At 58.6% G+C, this 18,696-nt stretch carries 28 protein-coding genes; 17 read left to right on the top strand and 11 right to left on the bottom strand.

What is annotated here, in order from left to right; translation table 11 throughout:
* On the bottom strand, positions 1-195 hold a 195-nt coding region (locus ACIPL2_RS23480; RefSeq protein WP_401360280.1), incomplete at its 3' end, for a hypothetical protein.
* Between the two features lie 76 nt (positions 196-271).
* Between ACIPL2_RS23480 and ACIPL2_RS23475 the strand changes: the two genes are divergently transcribed.
* The 3 genes from ACIPL2_RS23475 (at position 272) to ACIPL2_RS23465 (ending at position 2,769) form a co-directional block, all read left to right on the top strand.
* Positions 272-1,246 (top strand): quinone oxidoreductase family protein, encoded by a 975-nt coding sequence (locus ACIPL2_RS23475; RefSeq protein WP_401360290.1) that lies wholly within the window; start codon positions 272-274, stop codon positions 1,244-1,246.
* Positions 1,243-2,025: a LysR substrate-binding domain-containing protein gene (locus ACIPL2_RS23470; RefSeq protein WP_401360278.1), complete on the top strand. Its 783-nt coding sequence runs from the start codon at positions 1,243-1,245 to the stop codon at positions 2,023-2,025. The genes ACIPL2_RS23475 and ACIPL2_RS23470 overlap by 4 nt, the downstream gene beginning before the upstream one ends.
* A 90-nt stretch (positions 2,026-2,115) precedes the next feature.
* Complete coding sequence (locus ACIPL2_RS23465; RefSeq protein WP_401360276.1) at positions 2,116-2,769, top strand: hypothetical protein; 654 nt, start codon at positions 2,116-2,118, stop codon at positions 2,767-2,769.
* A gap of 10 nt (positions 2,770-2,779) precedes the next feature.
* Here the strand turns inward: ACIPL2_RS23465 and ACIPL2_RS23460 are convergent, their stop codons facing one another.
* From ACIPL2_RS23460 to ACIPL2_RS23430, 7 genes are all read right to left on the bottom strand, one after another.
* Positions 2,780-2,971: a helix-turn-helix transcriptional regulator gene (locus ACIPL2_RS23460; protein WP_401360288.1), complete on the bottom strand. Its 192-nt coding sequence runs from the start codon at positions 2,969-2,971 to the stop codon at positions 2,780-2,782.
* Positions 2,972-3,049: 78 nt separating this feature from the next.
* Entirely contained in the window at positions 3,050-3,343 is a 294-nt protein-coding gene (locus tag ACIPL2_RS23455) for a hypothetical protein (RefSeq protein ID WP_401360274.1), read from the bottom strand.
* A gap of 31 nt (positions 3,344-3,374) precedes the next feature.
* Positions 3,375-6,068, bottom strand: coding sequence for a toprim domain-containing protein (locus ACIPL2_RS23450; RefSeq protein ID WP_401360272.1), 2,694 nt, complete (start codon positions 6,066-6,068; stop codon positions 3,375-3,377).
* Between the two features lie 2 nt (positions 6,069-6,070).
* Complete coding sequence (locus ACIPL2_RS23445; RefSeq protein WP_401360270.1) at positions 6,071-6,316, bottom strand: hypothetical protein; 246 nt, start codon at positions 6,314-6,316, stop codon at positions 6,071-6,073.
* A gap of 73 nt (positions 6,317-6,389) precedes the next feature.
* Positions 6,390-6,755 (bottom strand): hypothetical protein, encoded by a 366-nt coding sequence (locus tag ACIPL2_RS23440; RefSeq protein ID WP_401360268.1) that lies wholly within the window; start codon positions 6,753-6,755, stop codon positions 6,390-6,392.
* Positions 6,752-7,231 (bottom strand): YmfL family putative regulatory protein, encoded by a 480-nt coding sequence (locus ACIPL2_RS23435; protein ID WP_401360266.1) that lies wholly within the window; start codon positions 7,229-7,231, stop codon positions 6,752-6,754. The genes ACIPL2_RS23440 and ACIPL2_RS23435 overlap by 4 nt, the downstream gene beginning before the upstream one ends.
* Before the next feature lie 29 nt (positions 7,232-7,260).
* Positions 7,261-7,461: a DNA-binding protein gene (locus tag ACIPL2_RS23430; RefSeq protein WP_401360264.1), complete on the bottom strand. Its 201-nt coding sequence runs from the start codon at positions 7,459-7,461 to the stop codon at positions 7,261-7,263.
* An 87-nt stretch (positions 7,462-7,548) separates the two neighbouring features.
* Here ACIPL2_RS23430 and ACIPL2_RS23425 point away from each other — a divergent pair, with 87 nt between their 5' ends.
* Both ACIPL2_RS23425 and ACIPL2_RS23420 read left to right on the top strand, forming a co-directional pair.
* Complete coding sequence (locus ACIPL2_RS23425) at positions 7,549-7,917, top strand: helix-turn-helix domain-containing protein (protein ID WP_401360262.1); 369 nt, start codon at positions 7,549-7,551, stop codon at positions 7,915-7,917.
* Between the two features lie 101 nt (positions 7,918-8,018).
* Positions 8,019-8,204: a hypothetical protein gene (locus ACIPL2_RS23420; RefSeq protein ID WP_401360260.1), complete on the top strand. Its 186-nt coding sequence runs from the start codon at positions 8,019-8,021 to the stop codon at positions 8,202-8,204.
* 63 nt (positions 8,205-8,267) lie between these two features.
* On the opposite strand, the gene ACIPL2_RS23415 is transcribed toward ACIPL2_RS23420, so the two are convergent.
* The 3 genes from ACIPL2_RS23415 to ACIPL2_RS23405 form a co-directional block, all read right to left on the bottom strand.
* Positions 8,268-8,525: an ogr/Delta-like zinc finger family protein gene (locus tag ACIPL2_RS23415; protein ID WP_401360258.1), complete on the bottom strand. Its 258-nt coding sequence runs from the start codon at positions 8,523-8,525 to the stop codon at positions 8,268-8,270.
* 67 nt (positions 8,526-8,592) lie between these two features.
* A complete protein-coding gene (locus ACIPL2_RS23410) occupies positions 8,593-9,471 on the bottom strand; it encodes a phage portal protein (RefSeq protein WP_401360286.1) in 879 nt (292 codons plus the stop codon).
* Entirely contained in the window at positions 9,383-11,446 is a 2,064-nt protein-coding gene (locus tag ACIPL2_RS23405) for a terminase large subunit domain-containing protein (protein WP_401360255.1), read from the bottom strand. The genes ACIPL2_RS23410 and ACIPL2_RS23405 overlap by 89 nt, the downstream gene beginning before the upstream one ends.
* A gap of 162 nt (positions 11,447-11,608) precedes the next feature.
* Here ACIPL2_RS23405 and ACIPL2_RS23400 point away from each other — a divergent pair, with 162 nt between their 5' ends.
* The 12 genes from ACIPL2_RS23400 (at position 11,609) to ACIPL2_RS23345 (ending at position 18,694) form a co-directional block, all read left to right on the top strand.
* Positions 11,609-12,517 (top strand): GPO family capsid scaffolding protein, encoded by a 909-nt coding sequence (locus tag ACIPL2_RS23400; RefSeq protein WP_401360253.1) that lies wholly within the window; start codon positions 11,609-11,611, stop codon positions 12,515-12,517.
* 1 nt (position 12,518) lies between these two features.
* Entirely contained in the window at positions 12,519-13,535 is a 1,017-nt protein-coding gene (locus ACIPL2_RS23395; RefSeq protein ID WP_401360250.1) for a phage major capsid protein, P2 family, read from the top strand.
* Positions 13,535-14,251, top strand: a complete 717-nt coding sequence (gene gpM, locus ACIPL2_RS23390) for a phage terminase small subunit (RefSeq protein WP_401360247.1) — start codon at positions 13,535-13,537, stop codon at positions 14,249-14,251. Before ACIPL2_RS23395 ends, gpM begins: the two co-directional genes overlap by 1 nt.
* A gap of 98 nt (positions 14,252-14,349) precedes the next feature.
* Complete coding sequence (locus ACIPL2_RS23385) at positions 14,350-14,811, top strand: head completion/stabilization protein (protein ID WP_401360245.1); 462 nt, start codon at positions 14,350-14,352, stop codon at positions 14,809-14,811.
* Positions 14,808-15,254: a phage tail protein gene (locus tag ACIPL2_RS23380; protein ID WP_401360242.1), complete on the top strand. Its 447-nt coding sequence runs from the start codon at positions 14,808-14,810 to the stop codon at positions 15,252-15,254. The genes ACIPL2_RS23385 and ACIPL2_RS23380 overlap by 4 nt, the downstream gene beginning before the upstream one ends.
* Positions 15,241-15,924, top strand: a complete 684-nt coding sequence (locus ACIPL2_RS23375) for a virion morphogenesis protein (RefSeq protein WP_401360239.1) — start codon at positions 15,241-15,243, stop codon at positions 15,922-15,924. Before ACIPL2_RS23380 ends, ACIPL2_RS23375 begins: the two co-directional genes overlap by 14 nt.
* Positions 15,925-15,935: 11 nt before the next feature.
* Positions 15,936-17,051: a DUF2586 domain-containing protein gene (locus tag ACIPL2_RS23370; RefSeq protein ID WP_401360237.1), complete on the top strand. Its 1,116-nt coding sequence runs from the start codon at positions 15,936-15,938 to the stop codon at positions 17,049-17,051.
* A gap of 6 nt (positions 17,052-17,057) precedes the next feature.
* Entirely contained in the window at positions 17,058-17,510 is a 453-nt protein-coding gene (locus ACIPL2_RS23365; RefSeq protein ID WP_401360235.1) for a phage protein, read from the top strand.
* Positions 17,510-17,722 carry a TraR/DksA C4-type zinc finger protein gene (locus ACIPL2_RS23360; protein ID WP_401360232.1) on the top strand — a complete coding sequence of 71 codons (213 nt, stop codon included), beginning with the start codon at positions 17,510-17,512 and terminating at the stop codon, positions 17,720-17,722. The genes ACIPL2_RS23365 and ACIPL2_RS23360 overlap by 1 nt, the downstream gene beginning before the upstream one ends.
* Positions 17,719-18,111 carry a D-Ala-D-Ala carboxypeptidase family metallohydrolase gene (locus ACIPL2_RS23355; protein ID WP_401360229.1) on the top strand — a complete coding sequence of 131 codons (393 nt, stop codon included), beginning with the start codon at positions 17,719-17,721 and terminating at the stop codon, positions 18,109-18,111. The genes ACIPL2_RS23360 and ACIPL2_RS23355 overlap by 4 nt, the downstream gene beginning before the upstream one ends.
* Entirely contained in the window at positions 18,112-18,342 is a 231-nt protein-coding gene (locus tag ACIPL2_RS23350) for a hypothetical protein (RefSeq protein WP_401360227.1), read from the top strand.
* Positions 18,332-18,694: a DUF1353 domain-containing protein gene (locus ACIPL2_RS23345; RefSeq protein WP_401360225.1), complete on the top strand. Its 363-nt coding sequence runs from the start codon at positions 18,332-18,334 to the stop codon at positions 18,692-18,694. The genes ACIPL2_RS23350 and ACIPL2_RS23345 overlap by 11 nt, the downstream gene beginning before the upstream one ends.
* Positions 18,695-18,696: the final 2 nt, after the last annotated feature.

Raw genomic sequence — 18,696 nt, 5'->3', positions numbered from 1 at the left:
ATGGTAGTGTGGGGTTTCCCCATGTGAGAGTAGGTCATCGTCAAGATTAAATTCCGAAACCCCTATCTGCGAATGCAGGTAGGGGTTTTGTTTTGTCCGCGGAAAAACATGGCCGACGGATTCGCCACAATAACGCGTCATCTCTATGGAGGTTATTGCTGCAACCCGTGCATTAATGATCTGCAACCAACCCATCTTGTTCGTCAGAGGATCAGTTCTCACACTAGCTGTACTTAGGTGAAGGCAACTTTTGACTGAAGGGGAAATGACCATGGTCTCTGCGATTCGATTCAACCAGTTTGGCAATCCTGAAGTGCTGAACTTGGAGACACTGAGCGAACAATCGCCAGGGCAAGGCGAAGTCTGGCTTGAGCAAGAAGCTATTGGGCTCAACTACCTGGACGTGACTCAACGTAAGGGCGCGGTGCCCATTGCGTTGCCATCGGGGCTTGGGCTGGAAGGCGCTGGGCGCGTCGCCGTTGTAGGGGCCGGAGTCAGCAACGTGAAAGTTGGGGATCGCATCGCTTATGCCACCGGCCCTATTGGTTCGTATGCTTCGGCCCGGCTCTATCCGGCTGAGCGGCTGGTCAAAATTCCAGACGCATTGTCGTTTGCTGATGCCGCCGCCGTCATGTTCAAGGGCATCACTGCGCAGTACCTTTTGAAGTCCACCTATCCTGTGGGGCAGGGCACAACCATTCTTCTCTACGGTGTAGCGGGAGGTCTGGGGGAAATTATGGTGCCGTGGGCCAAGCACTTGGGGGCAACTGTAATCGGCGTCGTTTCAAAGCCGGCCAGTGTCGAAAAAGCTCAAGCGTTGGGGTGCGATGAAGTCCTGGTGTTTGACGCTGACAGCCTGGCATCGCAGGTCGCTCGTTTCACCGAAGGTAGAAAGGTCGACGTTGTCTATGACCCCATAGGGCGCGCTTCCTTCCAGGCGTCTCTGGATAGTCTGCGACCGCGCGGCCTGATGGTATCGTTCGGAGCATCCTCAGGGGCGCCTTCAGCCGTAGAGCTGTCCATGCTCAACGCCAAAGGCTCGTTGTTCCTGACACGTCCTTCGTTGGCAGCTCATACGGCGAGTGCCTCGGAGTACCAGGAACGCGCACAGGATGTCTTGGCGGCCATAGGTGCGGGTATTTTCAAACCCCGGATCTGGGCAAGCTACTCGCTGGCTGACGCAGCACTGGCGCATGCCGACCTGGAGTCGGGGCGTTCATCGGGAGCGATCATTCTAAAACCATGAATCTTGATGTTCTGAATAATCAGTACAGTGACGAGATCGCTGCGTTTCTGGCCGTTGCCGCCCAGGGCTCGTTTGTCGGGGCTGGTCGGCTATTGCAGCGACACCCGACTGTCGTCTCCAAACGACTCGCCGCAATGGAAAAGCGCCTTGGGGTTCGGCTCGTGGAGCGTTCAACCCGACAGGTGCGAATCACTGAAGTCGGTGCCAAGCTGGAGCAGCGCCTTCGCTCAGCCATCGAGCTGATGAATGAAGCGCAGCAGCAAGCGGCGAAGGGCGCCAGCGAAGTCCGAGGCACTTTGCGCCTCGCTTTACCGGCCGCGATGGGACGGCGTTGGCTGGGCCCGATGCTGCCGGATTTTCTCGAGCTTTATCCTCATGTCTCGATCCTCGCAGACTATAACGAGCGTCTAGTCGACATCATTGATGAGGGTTTTGACGCAGCCATACGGATCGGCGAGTTGGAAGACAACCGTTTGATCGCGAAAAAGCTGAGCGACCATCGCCGGATTCTATGCGCTTCGCCCGCTTACCTCCGAAAGCACGGAATGCCCGAAACACCACAGGATCTGATCCAGCACAATTGCCTTCGCTTCAGCGGCCTTGCGTCTTTTCCGCAGTGGCGACTCCATCGCGGCAACGAACTTCAGACGATTACACCTGAAGGAAACCTGACCGCTAATGACAGCGAATCATTATTGGCCGCTGCGCGTGCTGATGCGGGAATTCTAGGGGCGGGTGGCCAAAATGATCAATGCCGGCGTCACCACATACTGCAATAGGGTCCGATCACAGCTGCACGCTGCGTTTCAGGTTGGTCTTGAGCAAGAGTTCAACCCCCGCAACTACCAGAAGAAGGCGTTGAGTTCGGTTTGAACAGCAACCCGGTGGCCAGCGTGCCTGTTCAGGCCGACTGGGAACGTCCTGGTGATCGGGCGCTATCCACAGACGAATTGGCCAGGCTCTGGCAAATGCTGCCGGAACACCTGACGCTGGTTACATCTGAGTTGCTTAAGTTTCTGATTGCCTCAGGGGGGCAGCGTCCGGAGCAGTTGCTAGCGAGTGAGCGTCGGCACTACTTCAAGGACCACTTGGTCATTCGAAACAAGAAGGGAAGGGAGGGTGAGCGGTCGCTGCATGCCGTGCCATACAACACACTGATGCGGCGAAGTTTAAAGGTAATGAACGAGATCTGCGAAACCAGCATCTACCCGTTCGAAGGCAAAGTGGAAGGGAAAGCCCTACATACGCAATCGCTATCCCGGGCGGTCACCAAGCTCTATGGTCGACACACTGCCAAGTTCAATGGTCCGTTCACATTGCGCGATATACGACGGACCTGCAAAACCCTGATGGGCGTCGCTGGCTTGAGTAAGGAGGTGCGCGATCGTATTCAGGGCCATGCATTCAGCGATGTCTCGTCGAAGCATTATGACCGTCACGATTACTTCAAGGAAAAGCAGCAGGGGCTACTGCGTTGGTCGGTGTGGCTGCAGAAGAACGTGGTCAATGCCAAGCTGAAATGAGTGAAGCCGCTTACGCGGCTTCGATGGGGTCAGAAGATGTCCATTTCTGTGGGTCTTGCTGCCAGGTTGCGATCGAGGATTCGCGCCAACCGACTCGCCCCGGTGAGATTGCCACCGCTCTTGGGAATTTCCCCTGCTTGATAACGCGCCAGAGGGTTGTTCTGGAAAGGGAAGTGACCTCGAGCACATCCCTTTCCCGCATGAAACGATCCAACTTACTCACACCTTAATCCTCCTGTCGCGTCTGAAACCGCGTGGCTTGACCTTGCACACCATCAAATTAATCCTGGCGAGCCAAGTGAATTACTAGGCCTTCTAAACCCAGATGGTCTTCAGTGCAGGACCGCCATTCCAAAACCTTCAAAATCTGCGATCGGCTGCAGTCATCCACCAGGATCTCGCGCTGACCACCTGCAGCTCGAACTTCCAAAATCTGCAGTAACCCGTCTTCGCCGTACGCTCCGGCTTTAATAATCGGAGTGTTTTGCCCCGTCGCGATCAGGCGGTCTTGGATCTCCTGCAGCTTGCTGGTCTTGCCGTCGCCGGCGTTGCCTATGAACACTTGAACTTGCATTTACGCTTCCTCCCGAGGGCTAGCGGGCTAATCAGGCAGCCTGGAAAATCCAGCACCGCACGGTTTTCGGTTTATCAGCGGCGTCGGTATCCCATGCCGAGCAAACGTTCCTGTTGGTCTCAACGAACTTGGGGCATTTGCTGGTTTTCAGGTGGCGCTTGAGCTCAGTCAGGTCCGGGACTTTCTGGCGTTTCTCTGCTGCTTCCTTGGCGAAGTCGTTGAGGTTCACCGCGATCAGGCCGTCATTGCGGGAGTGGTTGAGCCCACCTGCAGTGCTGTTCAAGTACTCGTACAGCTCCCAGAACTCGACGACGATCGGGTGATCGGCGTTGATCGCCAGCTGGCGCTCCTTGGCCATGCTCTGGATCTCGGCGTGAGCCGCGTCCACTTGGTGCTTTTTCAGTGGGATAACGTGAACCAGGGCGTCGACTAGGGCGTGCAGCTGGGCGTGATTCTTCGCGATACGGACGGTGCGAATCTCGGGTAGGGCTAGCAGCTGCTGTTCGTATTTGGGACCTTTTTCGCGGACGGTCTCCATCACCTTGCTTTCCATCATGGTGGACTTGACCAGGAAGCCGCTGACGCGGTCGACCGGCATACGCTCGAGCTTTTCCACCAACAATTTAGTTGCCGGCGTCTGCCCGTCCTTCGTCATTGCGATGTGCACCAGGCGTTGCAGAATGGGTTCTGACGCGTTGACCGCGTGGTTCTGGCCGATGACCACCGCACCACGGAAAGGAGGCTCGCGGGTGTCGTTGCCATTGTTCTTCACCCCGGTGGAGCGGACGCTTCGGCCGTTGTATGCGGTTTTCAGTTCGTCCCAGTCGTACTGTTTGGTTTGGCTGCCATCGGTCTTTTCTCGTTCCGATTCGATCAGCACCACCGGCAGATTGCCGACTTGGGCAAAGTTACGTGCTCGAGCAACTGGCGTGCCCTTGGTTGGGTCGAACCCCTCGTAGTCGATGCGACCGCAGAGCTTCCACAGGAACTCGATCAGCGTGGACTTACCGGCACCTGGCTCACCAATGATCTCCATGAAGGGGTAGCTTTTCTGGTGCTGCCGGATCTGCTCGGCGAACAACGAGCCGAACCAAAATGCGAGCGCGACCAGCCCTTTGGCACCGAAACATTGCCAAATGATGTCCAGCCACTCGGCGTCGAACTTCTCCAGGTCTGTGTTCAGGTTGAGGATCACCGATTGGCTGAGGGTTTTGATACTCAGCCGGTCCATGTCGAAAAAATCCTCTTCGTTCAGTTTGAACACTTTGCCATCGCGCACCGCGACGTCGCCGTAGACATACGCGCTGTGCTCACGGGTGTAGCCGGTGAAGTCGATGGTCTGAACGGTTTTGAGAGCATCGGTTTGCTCTTCAATGAAAGCGTCCAGCTGCTGGGTTGTACCAGTGAACATCCCGCCCGGGGCAATGCCGAGAAGGCGCTTCTTGAACTCTGCAGATGAAGCGATCTGCGAGCTGGTGAAGGTGTTTTTGATCGGTGCAGCATCGTGGGCGAACGTAATGCGGAAGTAGTACCAGGACTCGTCGGTAAGTTTGTTTTCCTGATAGTACAGAGCCTTCGGATTACAGGTTGCAATACGCTGCAGCGCGCCGCACTGCTGCATTGCCTTGGCCCGCATTTGCTTGTTGTTCAGCAGCTGATCGTCATGGTGATCGCTGTCCTCGAGCTCCTGAATTGCCTTGTTGTACTTCTCCAGGTCGAGCTTGAACCAGTACAGGCGGTTTCCGAACTCCAAGTGGAATTCGCTGCGGCGTTTCCAATCGAACATCACCAAGGCCTTCTCGGTGGCATTCTCAGCGATCAGCAGGGCACCGTGATGCCGAGCGGTGGTGATGTCTTTGTCGACCTGAGCGTCACGCTTCTCGCCTTCGTCCAGGAATTGCCAACGCTGGTGTAGATCGTTCCAGTCGACCTTTCTGTTATCCCGTTGTGGGATTTGGGCAGCTTCGCAGGTGAAGCCCAGTTCGCGGGCCATACGGACCCAACGCTTGGTGTAAGCGTGTGCACCTGGCTCGTTATCCAGCGCCCAAACCAGTTTCGGCAGGTTGCCTGGACGAGCCGCCACCAAGGCTTGCAGAGAGTCGGCGGGGAACGCGTTTGAGGACATTGCCGACACGGCGGCAATGTTGTGATGTACCAGGGCAAGCGCGTCGAATATGCCTTCGACGATCCAGATTTCTTTCGCCTCGAGCACGTCGACGCACGGCGGGCACCACCAAAAGCCTTTGTAGGACTCTCCTGGTTTGAAGCGGGCTTTCATCTTGCCAAAGCGCGACGGCTTGTCGATCAGGCGTTCCCAATAGCCGCCTTTCTCCAGGGCGAAACGGACCGTCGCACTGCCAGCGTCGTGCTGAGTGGAGTAGTACGTTTCCTGCGTGAACCAACCGCCGATCAATGAAATATTGAAGCCACGGGAAAATTCAAGGTATGCACGCGCAGTTGCCGTTGGGGCGCTCTCAGTGGCGGGAACGCGCTTGCTCCAGTCTTCAAAGAGGTCGTCGTAAATCTCTTTCACATGCACCGTGTGGCCGCACTTTTCCTGACGGCCACAGATGAGCTGCCAGGGGCTATCGAAGCGGGTGTACAGCTCTTTTTTGTTGCACTTGGGACAAGTCCCACCCCGCATGTAGTTGGTGGGGGCACGGTGTTTAAGACCGAATTCGAACTCGATGCGCTGCAGGACGTCGTGACGCAGATCGTCTCTCATGGTTATTTCACTGCTTTAAGGCTGAGGCCAAGGCTTTGGGTGAGGGCGCCGATCAGATGTTTCTGAGCAGCCATCACGGGGCTATTGGCAAGGATCGATCCGTGGCGAAGACCATCGGGAATCAGGCGGTATTGGTCTGCGTACCAGAGGTCATTGAGGCTGAGGCGGTATTGCTCGCGCAGGTTGGCTAACAGCGCTTGAGCTTGATCCGGTGGCAGCTTTGCGTTGATGTTCAGGGCGTTTTCCATCGTCAAACCTCAATTTCGGACGCAGCTCACCCAAACCCACGGGGGTGGGACAGGCGGGTTTATTGGTTAAGGGTTACGGTGCGGCTACGCGGAAACGACCGTTGTCCGGTGCGTTAAGAATGCGTTCGTAAATAAGGCTGACCGGGATGGCCCAAGCATTTCCCGTGGCCGGGTCGATGATGACGGTATGCGTCGACGTGCTGCTGACGATGTCCAGGCGCTGCCGATCACGGAACGCCGATATATCGCTACACGCCAGATGTACCAGCCTTTCTGCGGTCTGAGTCAACACGTCGTAGTCGCTGACCAGGTGCTGCACGGCGCGGGCGAACAACTGCTGATCGTCACCCAGGTGTTCGCATTGGTGGCGCTCCAGGAATACAAGCGCGGCGGCTTTGAGCATGTCCTGATATTCCTGTACTGCAGGCAGGTTGTTCATTTGGATTTCCCCGGCTTTGATGCGTGCAGTTGGATGACTGCAAGAACCTCAGCGTGTCTGGCTGCCAGGTGCAGAGAGTCGGCATGTAGGATTGCTTCGGCTTCCGTCTCACTGATGATTCCGTCGTTCAACGCCTCAGCAATGAGGTGGTCGACCGTGCCCTTTTTGGCTGCGGCCTGGACACATCGGGCGTACATCTCGACATTGTCTAGCGAGTCTGGCTCGACAACAGGAACAAACATTCCGCCGTACATGGCCGCTATGTATTCGGGCAAGTGAGTCGTGCCGGCCTCGAGCTCGAGTTGATAGATCTGAGCGTCTGTCAGCGGGCGACTACTGTTGTTCTCGTAGGCATGGTTATCGAACTTTTTGAGTGCCAATCCGATGCGTGCCGCCGCGCATTCGCGACCACCTGGATAAGCGCAAATAATCGCACTGACGACCTGTCGCCGAGTCTTTAGAACGGAGTTCTTCATCTTCTGCTGTTCCCTGTGGCGCAGTGACATTACTGTTCAATCACGCCGTCTTTGATTCCAAGCAGCACGGCGGCGCGATGTGCCTCCCCACGGCGACCTTTTTTACGACCGTTTAGAAGGTCGCTGACCAAATTCTTATTCAATGAGTGTGTGCGGCAGAACTCCGCAATGCTCATACCTTTGTGATCCAAGGCCTCACGGGCTTGCTCGGGTGTAAGGGGGGCGGGCATAGTGTTGGCTCGTGTGCGTTTGTGTGGATTCGTGTTCTTACGGCGCCGATTATGACCAGTTTATTTGTCCTGTAAAGGGGCTTGAGTTTGAAAAAGTTGTCATCGAGTGAAGTCTCGGAATTGAGTGCGGGCGAATGTTTGCGCGAAGAAAGGGGCCGATTGGGCCTGAAACAAGAGGAAATGGCACAAATTGGTGGCGTAACTCGAAACACGCAGGGGAGCTATGAACGTGACGAGCGACGACCGGATACCGGCTATTTGAAAGCCTTGCACGCCGTTGGCCTTGACGTTCTTTATGTTGTAACGGGGGTACGAACACCCGCCCATATTGGTGAGTTGACCGAAGACGAAGAGGTGATGGTGACGCGTTACCGCACGCTTCCGCACGATGACAAAAAATCTGTGCGTCGCTTCCTGCAGGCGATTGCTGACGACGTAGCGAAGAACTCGAATTAATAGGTAACAAAGCAAGTAATACATTCGTACCCCCCCCGTAACGAAGCCGTCTAGCGCCCCGATAACGTCGATTCAGCAATGCACTTTATGGAGTAGTCAGCATGTTGGATCGCAGTAATTTCGAACGCGTATGCATCGGCGCCACTGAGCTGGAATGGCTCGTTCTGTCGAATCTTGAGCGCCGCTTAATCGCTTCTTACCGCCAGTTGACTGAACAGGACCGGAAGCAGCTTCGGCGACTCATTGATGCGCTGGCGACTGTTCCCGAGGAGTCGGTCAGTAGCTGATACGGAACCTCTGAGCAGTCATCGGGTGTAAACGATCGCCGACTCTTGTCGGCGGTTTTCGCCTCACGCTACGGCCTGCGAACCAAGCTGCTCAAACAGCTCACGCTGTTTTGCTCTGGGCATATCCCGCAATCGGTCGAACAACATCCTTTCGAATGACTGAGCCGATGGGCTCAAGGTGTGCGAAAACGTCAGATTCGCCACCCACGTGTGCCCGCACTTTGCGTCTAGGCATTGGCAGTAGAGCTTCGCGAAATCTAAAGAAAGCTCCTCTCTCGAAGCGATCCGTCCCTTGTGTCCGCATTTGCATATAACTCGCATTGTGTGTCCCTCCCCAGGGCAGCTAATCGCCACTATATTGCCACAATATGTAGTGGCAATCTCTTAGCTAGGCGCTGGATGTAGTGGAATCAACTGCCTCATCTTGTTTATTCCAGGTGAATCGCCTGTCTTCGCGCAGAGTGTCATTAAGCTGATTGAACAGCTGACAGATCGGCCGGATCTCGTTGCTGGTGTAGACGCGATCGATCTTTTCAATGTCGCCAAAGCCGGCGCTGTTTTCCGGGATGATGCCCGCCAATGCCGGGTTCATTCGCCACGCGGCGATCACGTCGTTGCGGGTGATATTCTTGACCTTCTCCAGTTCGTCCTTCGCCTGAAAATCCCCCACGGGGATAATCTGGATTGCCTTCTCGGCACCGCCCGGGATGTTCACGAACATCGAGCGGAAGTTGCCCACGCCCTTGCTCGCGCTGATCTGATCACGCAGGGACTCTTCGTCTTCCTCGGTCAGGTTTGGGTCGTTGGTGTAGAAGATGTAGCCAGCGTGCGCGCCGTTGCTGTAGTAACGGCGGCGGAAAAGGGTCGCGGCCTCATTGAGCAGCAGCGCCTGCATGCCGCCCAGATAGTCGGGCACGCCGTAAATGTTCTGCTCCACGTCGTAGTTCATAACGTGCTCGACTTCATCCTCTTCGAATTCCACTTCCTTGCCGTCCGGCAACAGCATCACAAACCCGCCACCAACCTTGACCCGCATGTTGATCGTGGGCAGATGGTCCATCTGCAGCACTTGGCCGAAGGCGTTGCGGTTGCGTAAAAAGTACGCCTCGCCGAACACCATGAAATCCAACCCGGCGCGGCTCATGGTCTGGACCGAACAGCCCTCCGAAGCGATGAACTCACGCAGCAACAGGTTGCGCTTGAACCCGGGAATGGCGCCGTGGTGAGCGTTGGCGCGTAGCAGTTTGGCCAGGCCTTGGCGTGACACCGGCGGCGTGTAGGTCTTGCCGTCGTGAGTGGCGAATACGCCCAGGTAATGCCCGATGTTCTCGGTCAGGACCTGTTCCGGTGCACCGAATGAAAATGCCCGCATCGGACCTGGTGCTGGTTTTTGCGGCTGGTTTTTTGCTAGTTTGCCCATGGGTGCTTGGTCCGCTGAGTGTGTAGCGGCTGCGCCGCTGTTTGTTGGTGTTGAGGGGTTCGTGGGCCAGGGCGTGCATGATTGCCCAGGCGATATCGGCATGACCGGAGGCGTCGGTGCGCGATGCGCTGTAAGTGACTTGGCCACCGCCGGTGGTGCCACGCTTGATCGTCAGGAACGCCTGAGCAATGTCGTTCCAGCCGGCGTCCCACTCGATCCGGCTGCCCTGAATCGTGTCCTGGGCCTTGAGCACCAGAGTGTTTTTGGTTTCGAGGCTGTAGTGGATCGAGGTCGCACGCGGGTAGAAATCGCGCACCAGGTCGAACACGCCGTAACCGATACCGGTGGTATCGATGCCGATGTGCTGGACGTTGAAGCGCTCGGTGAGTTTCTTGACCTGTTCGGCCTGGTATTTGAACGACTGTCCACGCCAGCTGTGTTTCTCCAGGATCCGGAACTTGCCGCCGTCTTCCAGCGGCGGGGCGATGACCACGCAGCTGGCGTCGTCGCGGGTGCGGCTCGGGTCGTAACCAATCCACACCGGGCTGTTGCCGAATGGACGCGGGTCGTCCGGGTCGTAGTCGGTCCACAACGACAGGTCGGAGTAACAGCGTTCGAGGTCGACCAGGGAGAAGGCGCTTTGCGTGCTGTCGATGAATTTGCACATGAACAGCTGCTGAAATTTGTCCTCGTCGTACTCCAGCTGCAGCTGCTCGAGGTCGAACAAGTCGCATCCGCCGGCAATGGCGTCGAGGATGGTGATGACCTTGCGCCATTGACCGTCCGGACACAGCGTGCCAGCCGCAGCTTGGGCCTCGCTGGGCCACGGATCCTTGGCGTTTTTGCGTTTGCTGTTGCGGAATTTCTCGCCAGTCCAGAACGGGTACGCCTGGTGCGACACCGCGCTCGGCGTGGAAAAGTAGGTCTTCCGCCACTTCTTGTGGGTGGCCATGGCACTGGCGACGGTGTTCAGCTTCTCGAAGTCGCGAATCCAGAAATATTCGTCAACGTAGACGTGGCCATGGTGACCCTGGGCGGTGCTGCTGTTGGTGCTGAGAAAGCGCAGCTCGGCCCAGGGTTTGCCGTCCTTGCTCAGCACGATCGGGTTGCCGGTCAGCTCCAGTCCGAACCACTCTTGAGCAAACGACACGATGTAGCTGCGGAAAATCTCCGATTGGGCGCGGCTGGCCGACAGGAAAATCTGGTTGTCACCGGTGAGTACGGCATCCATGAAGGCTTCGCCGGCGAAGTAGTACGTCAGGCCTACCTGGCGGCTTTTCAGGATGTTGCGGATCCGCGCCGTCAGCGGGTTCTGTTTGGCGGCAAACAGTTCCTTCTGGTAGCCGTACATTTTGCTGATGAACTTGTCGAGAAAGTCGACTTCCGTCAGCTCGCCGACTTCGTTTTTGGCTTTCTTCTCGCGCTTCTTCCCACCTTTGTCTCCGCGATCGCCTCGGTCCCGACGTTCACTGCGTTGACTGTCACGGCCCTGGGCATCGTCCGCCGGCGGCTCCCCGATCGGCGCCGGTGCAGGTTTCACCGATTGCTTCAGCAGCCGTTCGCGAACGGTGGTCAATCGGTCGAGCTCGTCCAGGTCGGCCTTGGTCAGCGATGTAGATTTGTCCAGGAGGAGGGTGATTCGCCGGCCGACGGCTGTCAGTGGTTCTTCATCCGACAGCATGTCGTCCCATTCACCTTGGCGGATCCAGTAGTAAACGATCCTGATGTTGGGCAGGGACAGTTGCGCCTGAATTTCACGCGGCTTACAGCGGCGTAAATAGAGGCGCTTGGCAGCTTCTTTAAGTTCGGGGGCGTATGGCATGGCCGCAGTCTATGCGGCGAAAACGCTGGAAACGCGGGGTTAAAATCCGCGTTCCGCCTATATCCACGATATAGGACCAAAGCAAAAGTTAACCGTTTGTTTGGTGGTCTGTCGGTGCATATCTTAGCGGCTCAAATCACCGATTGAGCGCAGTTATCGCCCATGCCCCGTTCCCTTGTTTCGTTCTGGAAACGTGTCGCCACCAGCGGCCCGACCGTAGATGGCCGCGAGATCCTTCCCCAGGAACTGCGTGATATCGCTGATACCTACAAAGCCGCCACTTACACGGCAGTGATCTGGTGCGAGCACGAACGTTGGTACGGCTCCCACGGCACCGTCTTTGCGGTGCGCCTGGTGGAAGAAGGCGACGACCTGGCCCCGGGGCAGATCGCCCTTGAGGCCCAGTTGAAACCCAACGACAAATTGCTGTGGCTCAACGACCAGGGCGAAAAGCTGTTCACCAGCATCGAGATCACCCCCAACTTCGCGAACACCGGTAAAGCCTATCTGACCGGCCTTGCGGTGACCGATGAACCCGCCAGCCTGGGCACCCAAGAACTCTACTTTTCGAAGAAGACTAGCAAGGCCGCGTATTTCGCCGCCTCTCATGAGCTTGGACCACTACGTGACGACCAGCCGCAAGGCGAGCTGAACAAGTTTGTCGCCTTGTTTTCGGGGTTGCTCAAGCGCTTCGGCATCGAAGAAACCCCCGCATCCCCGCAAACCCCAACCGAGAGCAAACCCCCAATGGATGAAGCTACAGCCAAGGCGCTGAAGGCACTGCTGGAGCAGCTGTTGCTTGTTGCTGCAGGTATTCAGACCGTGATCGAACCCGTCACCGAAGAAGTCGTGGATCCGATCGTTGACGAAGTCGACGATGTTGAATCCGCAGTGAAGGACATCGTTGACCAGGTCGAGACCGACCGCGAGTTCGCCCGTAAAGGCGGTGACACCGACCAACGTCTGGCCAGCATCGAAAAGTTGCTGAACAAGGCGTTCAACAGCGTCAACACTCGCCAGGTTCCTCGCACCACTGGCCCGGTCGACAAAACCAAAAAGCGGGTGCTGTGATATGAGCCAGAAATCTCTGTCCAACCGCGCTTTGAAGCAGTACTCCGCCCTGTGTTTGGCGATCGGCGAGACCTATGGCGTCGACGTGACTCGACAGTTCAACGTCGAGCCCAGCATCGCCCAGGAACTGAACGACAAGATCACCGAGCGTGCGGATTTCCTCGAGCGCATCAACGTCGTGCCGGTCACTGAAATCAAGGGCGAGAAGGTCATGTTCGGCGTGAATGGTCCGGTGACCAGTCGCACCAACACCAAGACCACCGACCGCGAAGCCAAGGACGTTTCCGACCTGAACGGCGAAGGTTACGAGCTGTTCGCCACTGAGTCGGATGTCGGTTTGCCGTTCGCCAAGATCGACAGCTGGGCCAAGTTCCCGGACTTCGCCGATCGCTACTCGGCGGCGGTGCAGAAACAGATCGCCCTGGATCGCATCATGATCGGCTGGCACGGCGTCACCGCCGCGATTCAGACCAATCTGGCCACCAACCCGATGCTGCAGGACGTGAACAAGGGTTGGCTGCAGCTGGCCCGCGAACAGATTCCTGAGCAGGTCCTGCAGGAAGGCGCGGTTGACGGGAAAATCACTCTCGGTGCCGGCGGCGATTACGAAAACCTCGACGCCCTGGTGCATGACACCAAGCAGATGATCAGCTCCGTGTTCCGTGATGGCGGTGACCTGGTGGCGATCGTCGGCAGTGATCTGCTGGCTGCAGACAAGGCCAAGCTGTATTCCAACCAGGCCGGCAAACCGACCGAGAAGGAACGCATCGAAAGTGCCCAGGTTATTGCGACCTACGGCGGTCTGCCGACCTTCACCGTGCCGCACTTCCCGGTCAACGCCGTGGTCGTCACCAGCTGGGCCAACCTGTCGATCTACTTCCAGGACAGCAGCTGGCGCCGTCATCTGATCGAGAACCCGAAGCGTTCCCGCGTCGAGGATTACAACGGTCGGAATGAAGGCTACGTGATCGAGCAGCTGGAGAAATTCGCGGCCGCTGAAAACGTGGAGTTGATCTGATGAGCCTGGCACTGGCGCACAAGCGCCGCGTTCAAGCCGAAGGCCCAGCAGCAGCTGCACGCGCCGGTGCCGAAGCGGTGGTCTATTCATCCGCCACCGCGCTGTCCAGCCCAGCCAACGCCAAGAAACACCTGAAGCTGATGGAAGACGCATTGGCGCAGGACCTGGAGCGCGTCAGCGCGATCAACAGCCGCGAACTGCGTCAGCAGCTCAAGCGTGACGAGCTGCTGCCCAAGTACCTGGACTATGTGCAGCGCTACCGCGATTCCGGATTGAGTTTCCCGAACTCGGTGGTGATGCAGGTCCTGGTATGGCTGTTCGACACGGTGCAATTCGAAGCGGGCCTTGACCTGGCGAACTTCGCCATGGAGCAAAACCAGCCAATGCCGGAGCGCTTCAAGCGCGATGTGCCGACCTTTGTCGCCGATGCGGTGATCGAGTGGGCCGAGGCCGAGCAGAAGGCCGGTCGCAGTCCGGAACCGTATGTGTCCGACCTGTTGCCGCGTGTCGATGGCGATTGGCAGCTCACTGAGCAGATCCCGGCCAAGTACCACAAGTTGCTTGGGATCCGCGCCCTGGACGCCAGGGAGTGGACGAAGGCCATCACGCACTTTGAACGCGCCACTGAGCTGCACGCGGCTGTTGGTGTGGGCACTCGCCTGGAAGGCGCTCGCAAGGCGCTGGCAAAAGAACTGGCTGAGAAAGCCGCCGAATAACCGACTACCCCCCCGGCGAGAAACTGTGGATGTGAGCCAACCATTTATGGCCCTGACCCACTGAAGCAGTTTTCCCGCCCCTATTCGAGTGCCCAGCAATGAGCTTTTCCGGGAAACCCACGACCTTTGTGGAACAGGTGATCGAGAACGACGGCTTCTGGCCGGACCTCTCCGTGACCGAGTTCCAGAAGGGTTACCGCCTGCCGGCGGAGTACCTGGTAGACATGCTGGTCACTGATCTATGCACGGCGATGACCGAGGTCAATCGCGACCTGGCCAGGCGCAAAAGCCAATGGCAGAACGTGGGCGTCACCACCGTGGAATCTGCGGACACCACAGTGCTGCCCGAGCGCACATTTCACGCAGCGACGTACAAGCGTGCTGTGTACTGCCGCGCCAAGGCGAGCCTGCTGACCCAATTCGCCACCGTGACCCGCCGCGAAAGCGCGGAAAACACCGCCAAGGAACTGCCGGAGCGCGGCGAGACGTTCCTGGAATTCAGCCAGCAGGCCGTCCGCTCCCTGCAGGGCCGTGGCCGCATTACGGCGGCGCTGCTGTGATCAAACTCCGCGCCCTTACCGCCTACCTGATCGATCGCCAGTTGGTGGCGACTGAACAGCTCGACAGCTGGACCGACCAGGTGAATCTCGAACTGATCTGGAAGCCCGACGTCGGCGGTATGCGCATGGGTGACATGCGCTACAGCGCGACGATCGCCCTGGAGCGTTTCGCCGATCACCCGGGGCGCTTGATGGCCTTGGTAGGTAGCTGGCTCGAGAGCAACGACCAGGACCGCGACGATCTGCCGGCGGCGAAGTTCGACATCACCATGCTCGACAACGACCTGGCCGATGTGGACATCACCCTCGAGTTCATCGAGCCGCAGTACCTGGCCGAGGATCCGGAAGGCGAGATCCTGGCGTTCGGTAAGACCTGGTCATTCGTACCGTTCGATCTGTGGGTTGCTGAGCACGGCGAGGTGTCCAGCCATGGCCGGTCGTAGCACGTTCGAGCTCGATGCCCGTGGCTACCTGGGCGTGCGCGAGCAACTGGCCCTGCTGAGCCTGCCGCCGCAGTTGCGCCGGCGTCTGCTGAACAACGTGATCAAGCGTGTACGAACGATGAGTCGCAAGCGCGTGCGTGATCAGCAGAACCTGGATGGCACGCCCTTCGCCGAGCGCAAGAGTTCGGGCAAGGGCAAAAAGAAGATGGAAGCGGGGCTGGCCAAGTTGATGTTGGTCACCCGCGTCAGTCCCGATGAAGCCGAACTGGGCTGGCGTAATGCCCTGACCAGTTGGGTCGCGGCGCAGCAACACAACGGCGTGAGCGAGCGCCGCACGGCTGCCCAGATGAAGCGCTGGAACAACGTTCCCGCCGGCCTGGCCGCCACCGACAAGCAGGCAAAACGCTTGCGCCGCTTGGGCTTCAAGGTTCGCCAGGAAGGCAAAAAGTCTCTGACACGGCCGTCCGTGGCCTGGATTCAAGAACACGTGAATTACGCCAAGGCGGGGCTGCTGATCCGCATCTTGGACGATGAAAAGACCGAGAGCAGCGGCGCGCAGAGCTGGGACATCACCTTGCCCAAGCGCCAGTTCATCGGCGTCAGCACCGAACGAGACACTGGCTTGCTGCTGAACCAAGTGCTCCAACAAATCCTTAATTCTCCCCGCTAGCGAGGCACTGCATGGCACTCGGCAAAGTCAGCGTAAACAATCTCAATCTGGGCCAAGGTGCCGTGACTGAGATCGAACGCTATTTCCTTTTCATCGGCACCGGCGCGAAGAACGTCGACCAACTGCTCGCCCTGAACACCGACAGCGACCTCGACGGCGCCCTGGGCATTCCGGCGAGTGACCTTAAAACCCAGATCACCGCCGCACGCCTCAATGGTGGCGATCGCTGGGCGTGTCTGGCCGCTCCGATCGCTGCAGACGGTGAATGGTCCGAAGCATTGGAAAAAGCCCAGCAACAAGGTTTTTCCGTCGAGGCGGTGGTGATTACCAAGCCGGTGACCGCCGGTGCGCAGTTGTCAGCCATGCATGACGCGGCCGTGGCACTGAACACCACCCACGGCCGCCGCGCTTTTGTCATGGCAGCGAGTGCCGGCATCACTGCCCTGCAGACCTGGGCGGAATACCTGATCGAGCAGAAGGCAATCACCGCTGACCTAGCTGCACCGCGCGTCCTGGTCGTGCCGCAGTTGCACGGCAACGACCTGGGCGTATTGGCCGGTCGACTGGCCGACGCTGCCGTGAGTATTGCCGACAGCCCCATGCGTGTGGCCACCGGTGCAGTGTTAGGCCTGGGCTCCGTTCCTACCGACAAGGAAGACGTGCCGTTGCCGTCCGCCATCCGCAGCGAGCTGGATAAGGCACGTTTCTCCGTGTCGCAGACCTATCCCGATTACCCGGGCGTGTTCTGGGGCGACGGCAACATGCTCGACGCGCCGGCGAGTGACTTCCAGGTGGTCGAGCACTTGCGCCTGGCCGACAAGGCTGCCCGTCAGGTTCGCCCGCTGCTGATCCGCCGCGTCGGCGATCGCCGCCTGAACAACACGCCCAACAGCATGGCCGCCGCGATCAGCGCGTTCATGAAACCCCTGCGCCAGATGGCCAAGTCCACTACGTTCGCCGGCCAGCTGTTCCCGGGTGAGATCGAATCGCCCCAAGACGGCGACATCGTCCTGGTGTGGCACAGCAAAACCAAGGTCGAGATCTACATCAAGATCCGGCCGCTCAACTGCCCGAAAGACCTGACGGCCAACATCGCCCTCGACCTTTCCAACGACGATCTGGAGTAAGCCCCTATGTCAGCGCGTATTGGCGGCAAGAACTTCGACGTGAACCTGGGCGACCTGCAGGTACACGTCGACAACATCACCCTCGACATCACTGACAACACCGCCGTGGCGCAGAGCAAAGGCGTGCCCAACGGGCACGTCGACGGCGACGTCTCGGCCAGCGGTGAGATGGAGTTCGACACCAGCAACTTTAACTTGCTGATCGAGTCCGCCCGATCGGCTGGCAGCTTTCGCAAGCTGGAGCCGTTCGACGTGGTGTTCTTCGCTGCCGCCGGCGACGAAGAGCTGCGCGTCGAGGCCTTCGGCTGCAAGTTGAAGGTGTCCAGCCTGCTGGCCATCGATCCCAAGGGCGGCGAGAAATCCAAACACAAGGTGCCGTTCGACGTCACCAGTCCGGACTTCATCCGCATCAACGGCGTGCCTTACCTGGACGCTACCGAGATCGAGGGCCTGCGCTGATGGTGTGCCCGTTCGACCGTGCCCAGGCGCTGGAGCAACGCCAGCGTGACCAGGCGATCGCGGCCCAGCTCGCCCAGGTGCGCCCGATCGGGCCAAGCCGGACCCACTGCCTGGACTGTGAACACCCGATTCCCGAGAAGCGCCGTGCCCTGGGCGGAAAAGTCCGCTGCACGCCCTGCGAGTCTCTTTTCGAGCAAGGACAACGCCGATGAGCCTCATCACCTGGCCGCACTTCGCCGCGGCTGAATTACGCTGCAAATGTGGCAAATGCAACAGCACCGGCGCCGAGATGGATCCGGCGTTCATGACTGAGCTGGTAACCCTGCGTCAGCAGTTTGGCCGGCCGATGGCGCTGAGCAGCGCCTATCGCTGCCCGAAGCACCCGGTGGAAGTGAACAAACCAGCACCAGGTGAACACTGCACCGGCCTGGCCGTTGACGTGCGCTGCCGTGGCGAAGACGCCGTGGAGATCCTGCGCCTGGCGATGAACCTGAAGTTCACCCGCTTCGGCATCAGCCAGCGCGGCAATTCCCGTTTCCTACACCTGGGCATGGCACCGGCCGGTGGCCGATTCCCCAGCCCCGCGATCTGGAGCTACTGAATGCGCCTGCAGTACACCCATGCCCTGGTTGCCTTGGGCGCTGCTTTGTTCGGCAGCCAGCTGGAGAACATTGCCCTCGCCTTTGATCGATCGTATGGCGAGGAAGTCGCTGCGATCGCCGGCGCCTACTGCATGGCTCCGGAACCAATGCGTCTGGCGCTTCGCGAGGTGATCGACGTGAGCGCCGCCCCGAACAGAATCCGTGTGGAGTGCGCCGCCGATGCCCTTTAAAACCTCCCTGGTCGTGAAGGCCGTGATGGGCACCAAGCAGTGGCAATTGGTGCGGCCGCTGATGTACCTGACAACCGGCAACCAGTGGGTAACGGTGCCGCAGTGCTACCGCACCGACTTGGCCAGCGTACCCCGGCCGGTCTGGTGGCTGATTCCGCGTGACGATGAATGCGCCCGCCGGCCGTCGGTGGTGCATGACTTCATCTACACCAACGCCACCGACCGATTCACCAAGGCCGAAGCCGACCAGGTGTTTTACGACGCCCTGCTCGAGGAGGGCATGCCCAAGCCTCTGGCCTGGTTGATGTACACCGCCGTCCGGATTGGCGGCCGTGGTAACTGGAGCGCATGAAA

It is taken from the genome of Pseudomonas sp. NPDC086251, assembly GCF_044746405.1.
GTDB lineage: Bacteria > Pseudomonadota > Gammaproteobacteria > Pseudomonadales > Pseudomonadaceae > Aquipseudomonas.
The sequence above is the reverse complement of the archived record's forward strand: the minus strand, read 5'-3'. Positions and strand labels throughout refer to the sequence as shown.

Excerpts from the sequence above, each read along its gene's own strand:
- ACIPL2_RS23475 (WP_401360290.1), top strand. The coding sequence starts at position 272 with ATGGTCTCTGCGATTCGATTCAACCAGTTTGGCAATCCTGAAGTGCTG.
- ACIPL2_RS23470 (WP_401360278.1), top strand. The coding sequence starts at position 1,243 with ATGAATCTTGATGTTCTGAATAATCAGTACAGTGACGAGATCGCTGCG.
- ACIPL2_RS23460 (WP_401360288.1), bottom strand. The coding sequence starts at position 2,971 with ATGCGGGAAAGGGATGTGCTCGAGGTCACTTCCCTTTCCAGAACAACC.
- ACIPL2_RS23455 (WP_401360274.1), bottom strand. The coding sequence starts at position 3,343 with ATGCAAGTTCAAGTGTTCATAGGCAACGCCGGCGACGGCAAGACCAGC.
- ACIPL2_RS23450 (WP_401360272.1), bottom strand. The coding sequence starts at position 6,068 with ATGAGAGACGATCTGCGTCACGACGTCCTGCAGCGCATCGAGTTCGAA.
- ACIPL2_RS23445 (WP_401360270.1), bottom strand. The coding sequence starts at position 6,316 with ATGGAAAACGCCCTGAACATCAACGCAAAGCTGCCACCGGATCAAGCT.
- ACIPL2_RS23440 (WP_401360268.1), bottom strand. The coding sequence starts at position 6,755 with ATGAACAACCTGCCTGCAGTACAGGAATATCAGGACATGCTCAAAGCC.
- ACIPL2_RS23435 (WP_401360266.1), bottom strand. The coding sequence starts at position 7,231 with ATGAAGAACTCCGTTCTAAAGACTCGGCGACAGGTCGTCAGTGCGATT.
- ACIPL2_RS23430 (WP_401360264.1), bottom strand. The coding sequence starts at position 7,461 with ATGCCCGCCCCCCTTACACCCGAGCAAGCCCGTGAGGCCTTGGATCAC.
- ACIPL2_RS23420 (WP_401360260.1), top strand. The coding sequence starts at position 8,019 with ATGTTGGATCGCAGTAATTTCGAACGCGTATGCATCGGCGCCACTGAG.
- ACIPL2_RS23415 (WP_401360258.1), bottom strand. The coding sequence starts at position 8,525 with ATGCGAGTTATATGCAAATGCGGACACAAGGGACGGATCGCTTCGAGA.
- ACIPL2_RS23405 (WP_401360255.1), bottom strand. The coding sequence starts at position 11,446 with ATGCCATACGCCCCCGAACTTAAAGAAGCTGCCAAGCGCCTCTATTTA.
- ACIPL2_RS23400 (WP_401360253.1), top strand. The coding sequence starts at position 11,609 with ATGCCCCGTTCCCTTGTTTCGTTCTGGAAACGTGTCGCCACCAGCGGC.
- ACIPL2_RS23395 (WP_401360250.1), top strand. The coding sequence starts at position 12,519 with ATGAGCCAGAAATCTCTGTCCAACCGCGCTTTGAAGCAGTACTCCGCC.
- gpM (WP_401360247.1), top strand. The coding sequence starts at position 13,535 with ATGAGCCTGGCACTGGCGCACAAGCGCCGCGTTCAAGCCGAAGGCCCA.
- ACIPL2_RS23385 (WP_401360245.1), top strand. The coding sequence starts at position 14,350 with ATGAGCTTTTCCGGGAAACCCACGACCTTTGTGGAACAGGTGATCGAG.
- ACIPL2_RS23375 (WP_401360239.1), top strand. The coding sequence starts at position 15,241 with ATGGCCGGTCGTAGCACGTTCGAGCTCGATGCCCGTGGCTACCTGGGC.
- ACIPL2_RS23370 (WP_401360237.1), top strand. The coding sequence starts at position 15,936 with ATGGCACTCGGCAAAGTCAGCGTAAACAATCTCAATCTGGGCCAAGGT.
- ACIPL2_RS23365 (WP_401360235.1), top strand. The coding sequence starts at position 17,058 with ATGTCAGCGCGTATTGGCGGCAAGAACTTCGACGTGAACCTGGGCGAC.
- ACIPL2_RS23360 (WP_401360232.1), top strand. The coding sequence starts at position 17,510 with ATGGTGTGCCCGTTCGACCGTGCCCAGGCGCTGGAGCAACGCCAGCGT.
- ACIPL2_RS23355 (WP_401360229.1), top strand. The coding sequence starts at position 17,719 with ATGAGCCTCATCACCTGGCCGCACTTCGCCGCGGCTGAATTACGCTGC.
- ACIPL2_RS23350 (WP_401360227.1), top strand. The coding sequence starts at position 18,112 with ATGCGCCTGCAGTACACCCATGCCCTGGTTGCCTTGGGCGCTGCTTTG.
- ACIPL2_RS23345 (WP_401360225.1), top strand. The coding sequence starts at position 18,332 with ATGCCCTTTAAAACCTCCCTGGTCGTGAAGGCCGTGATGGGCACCAAG.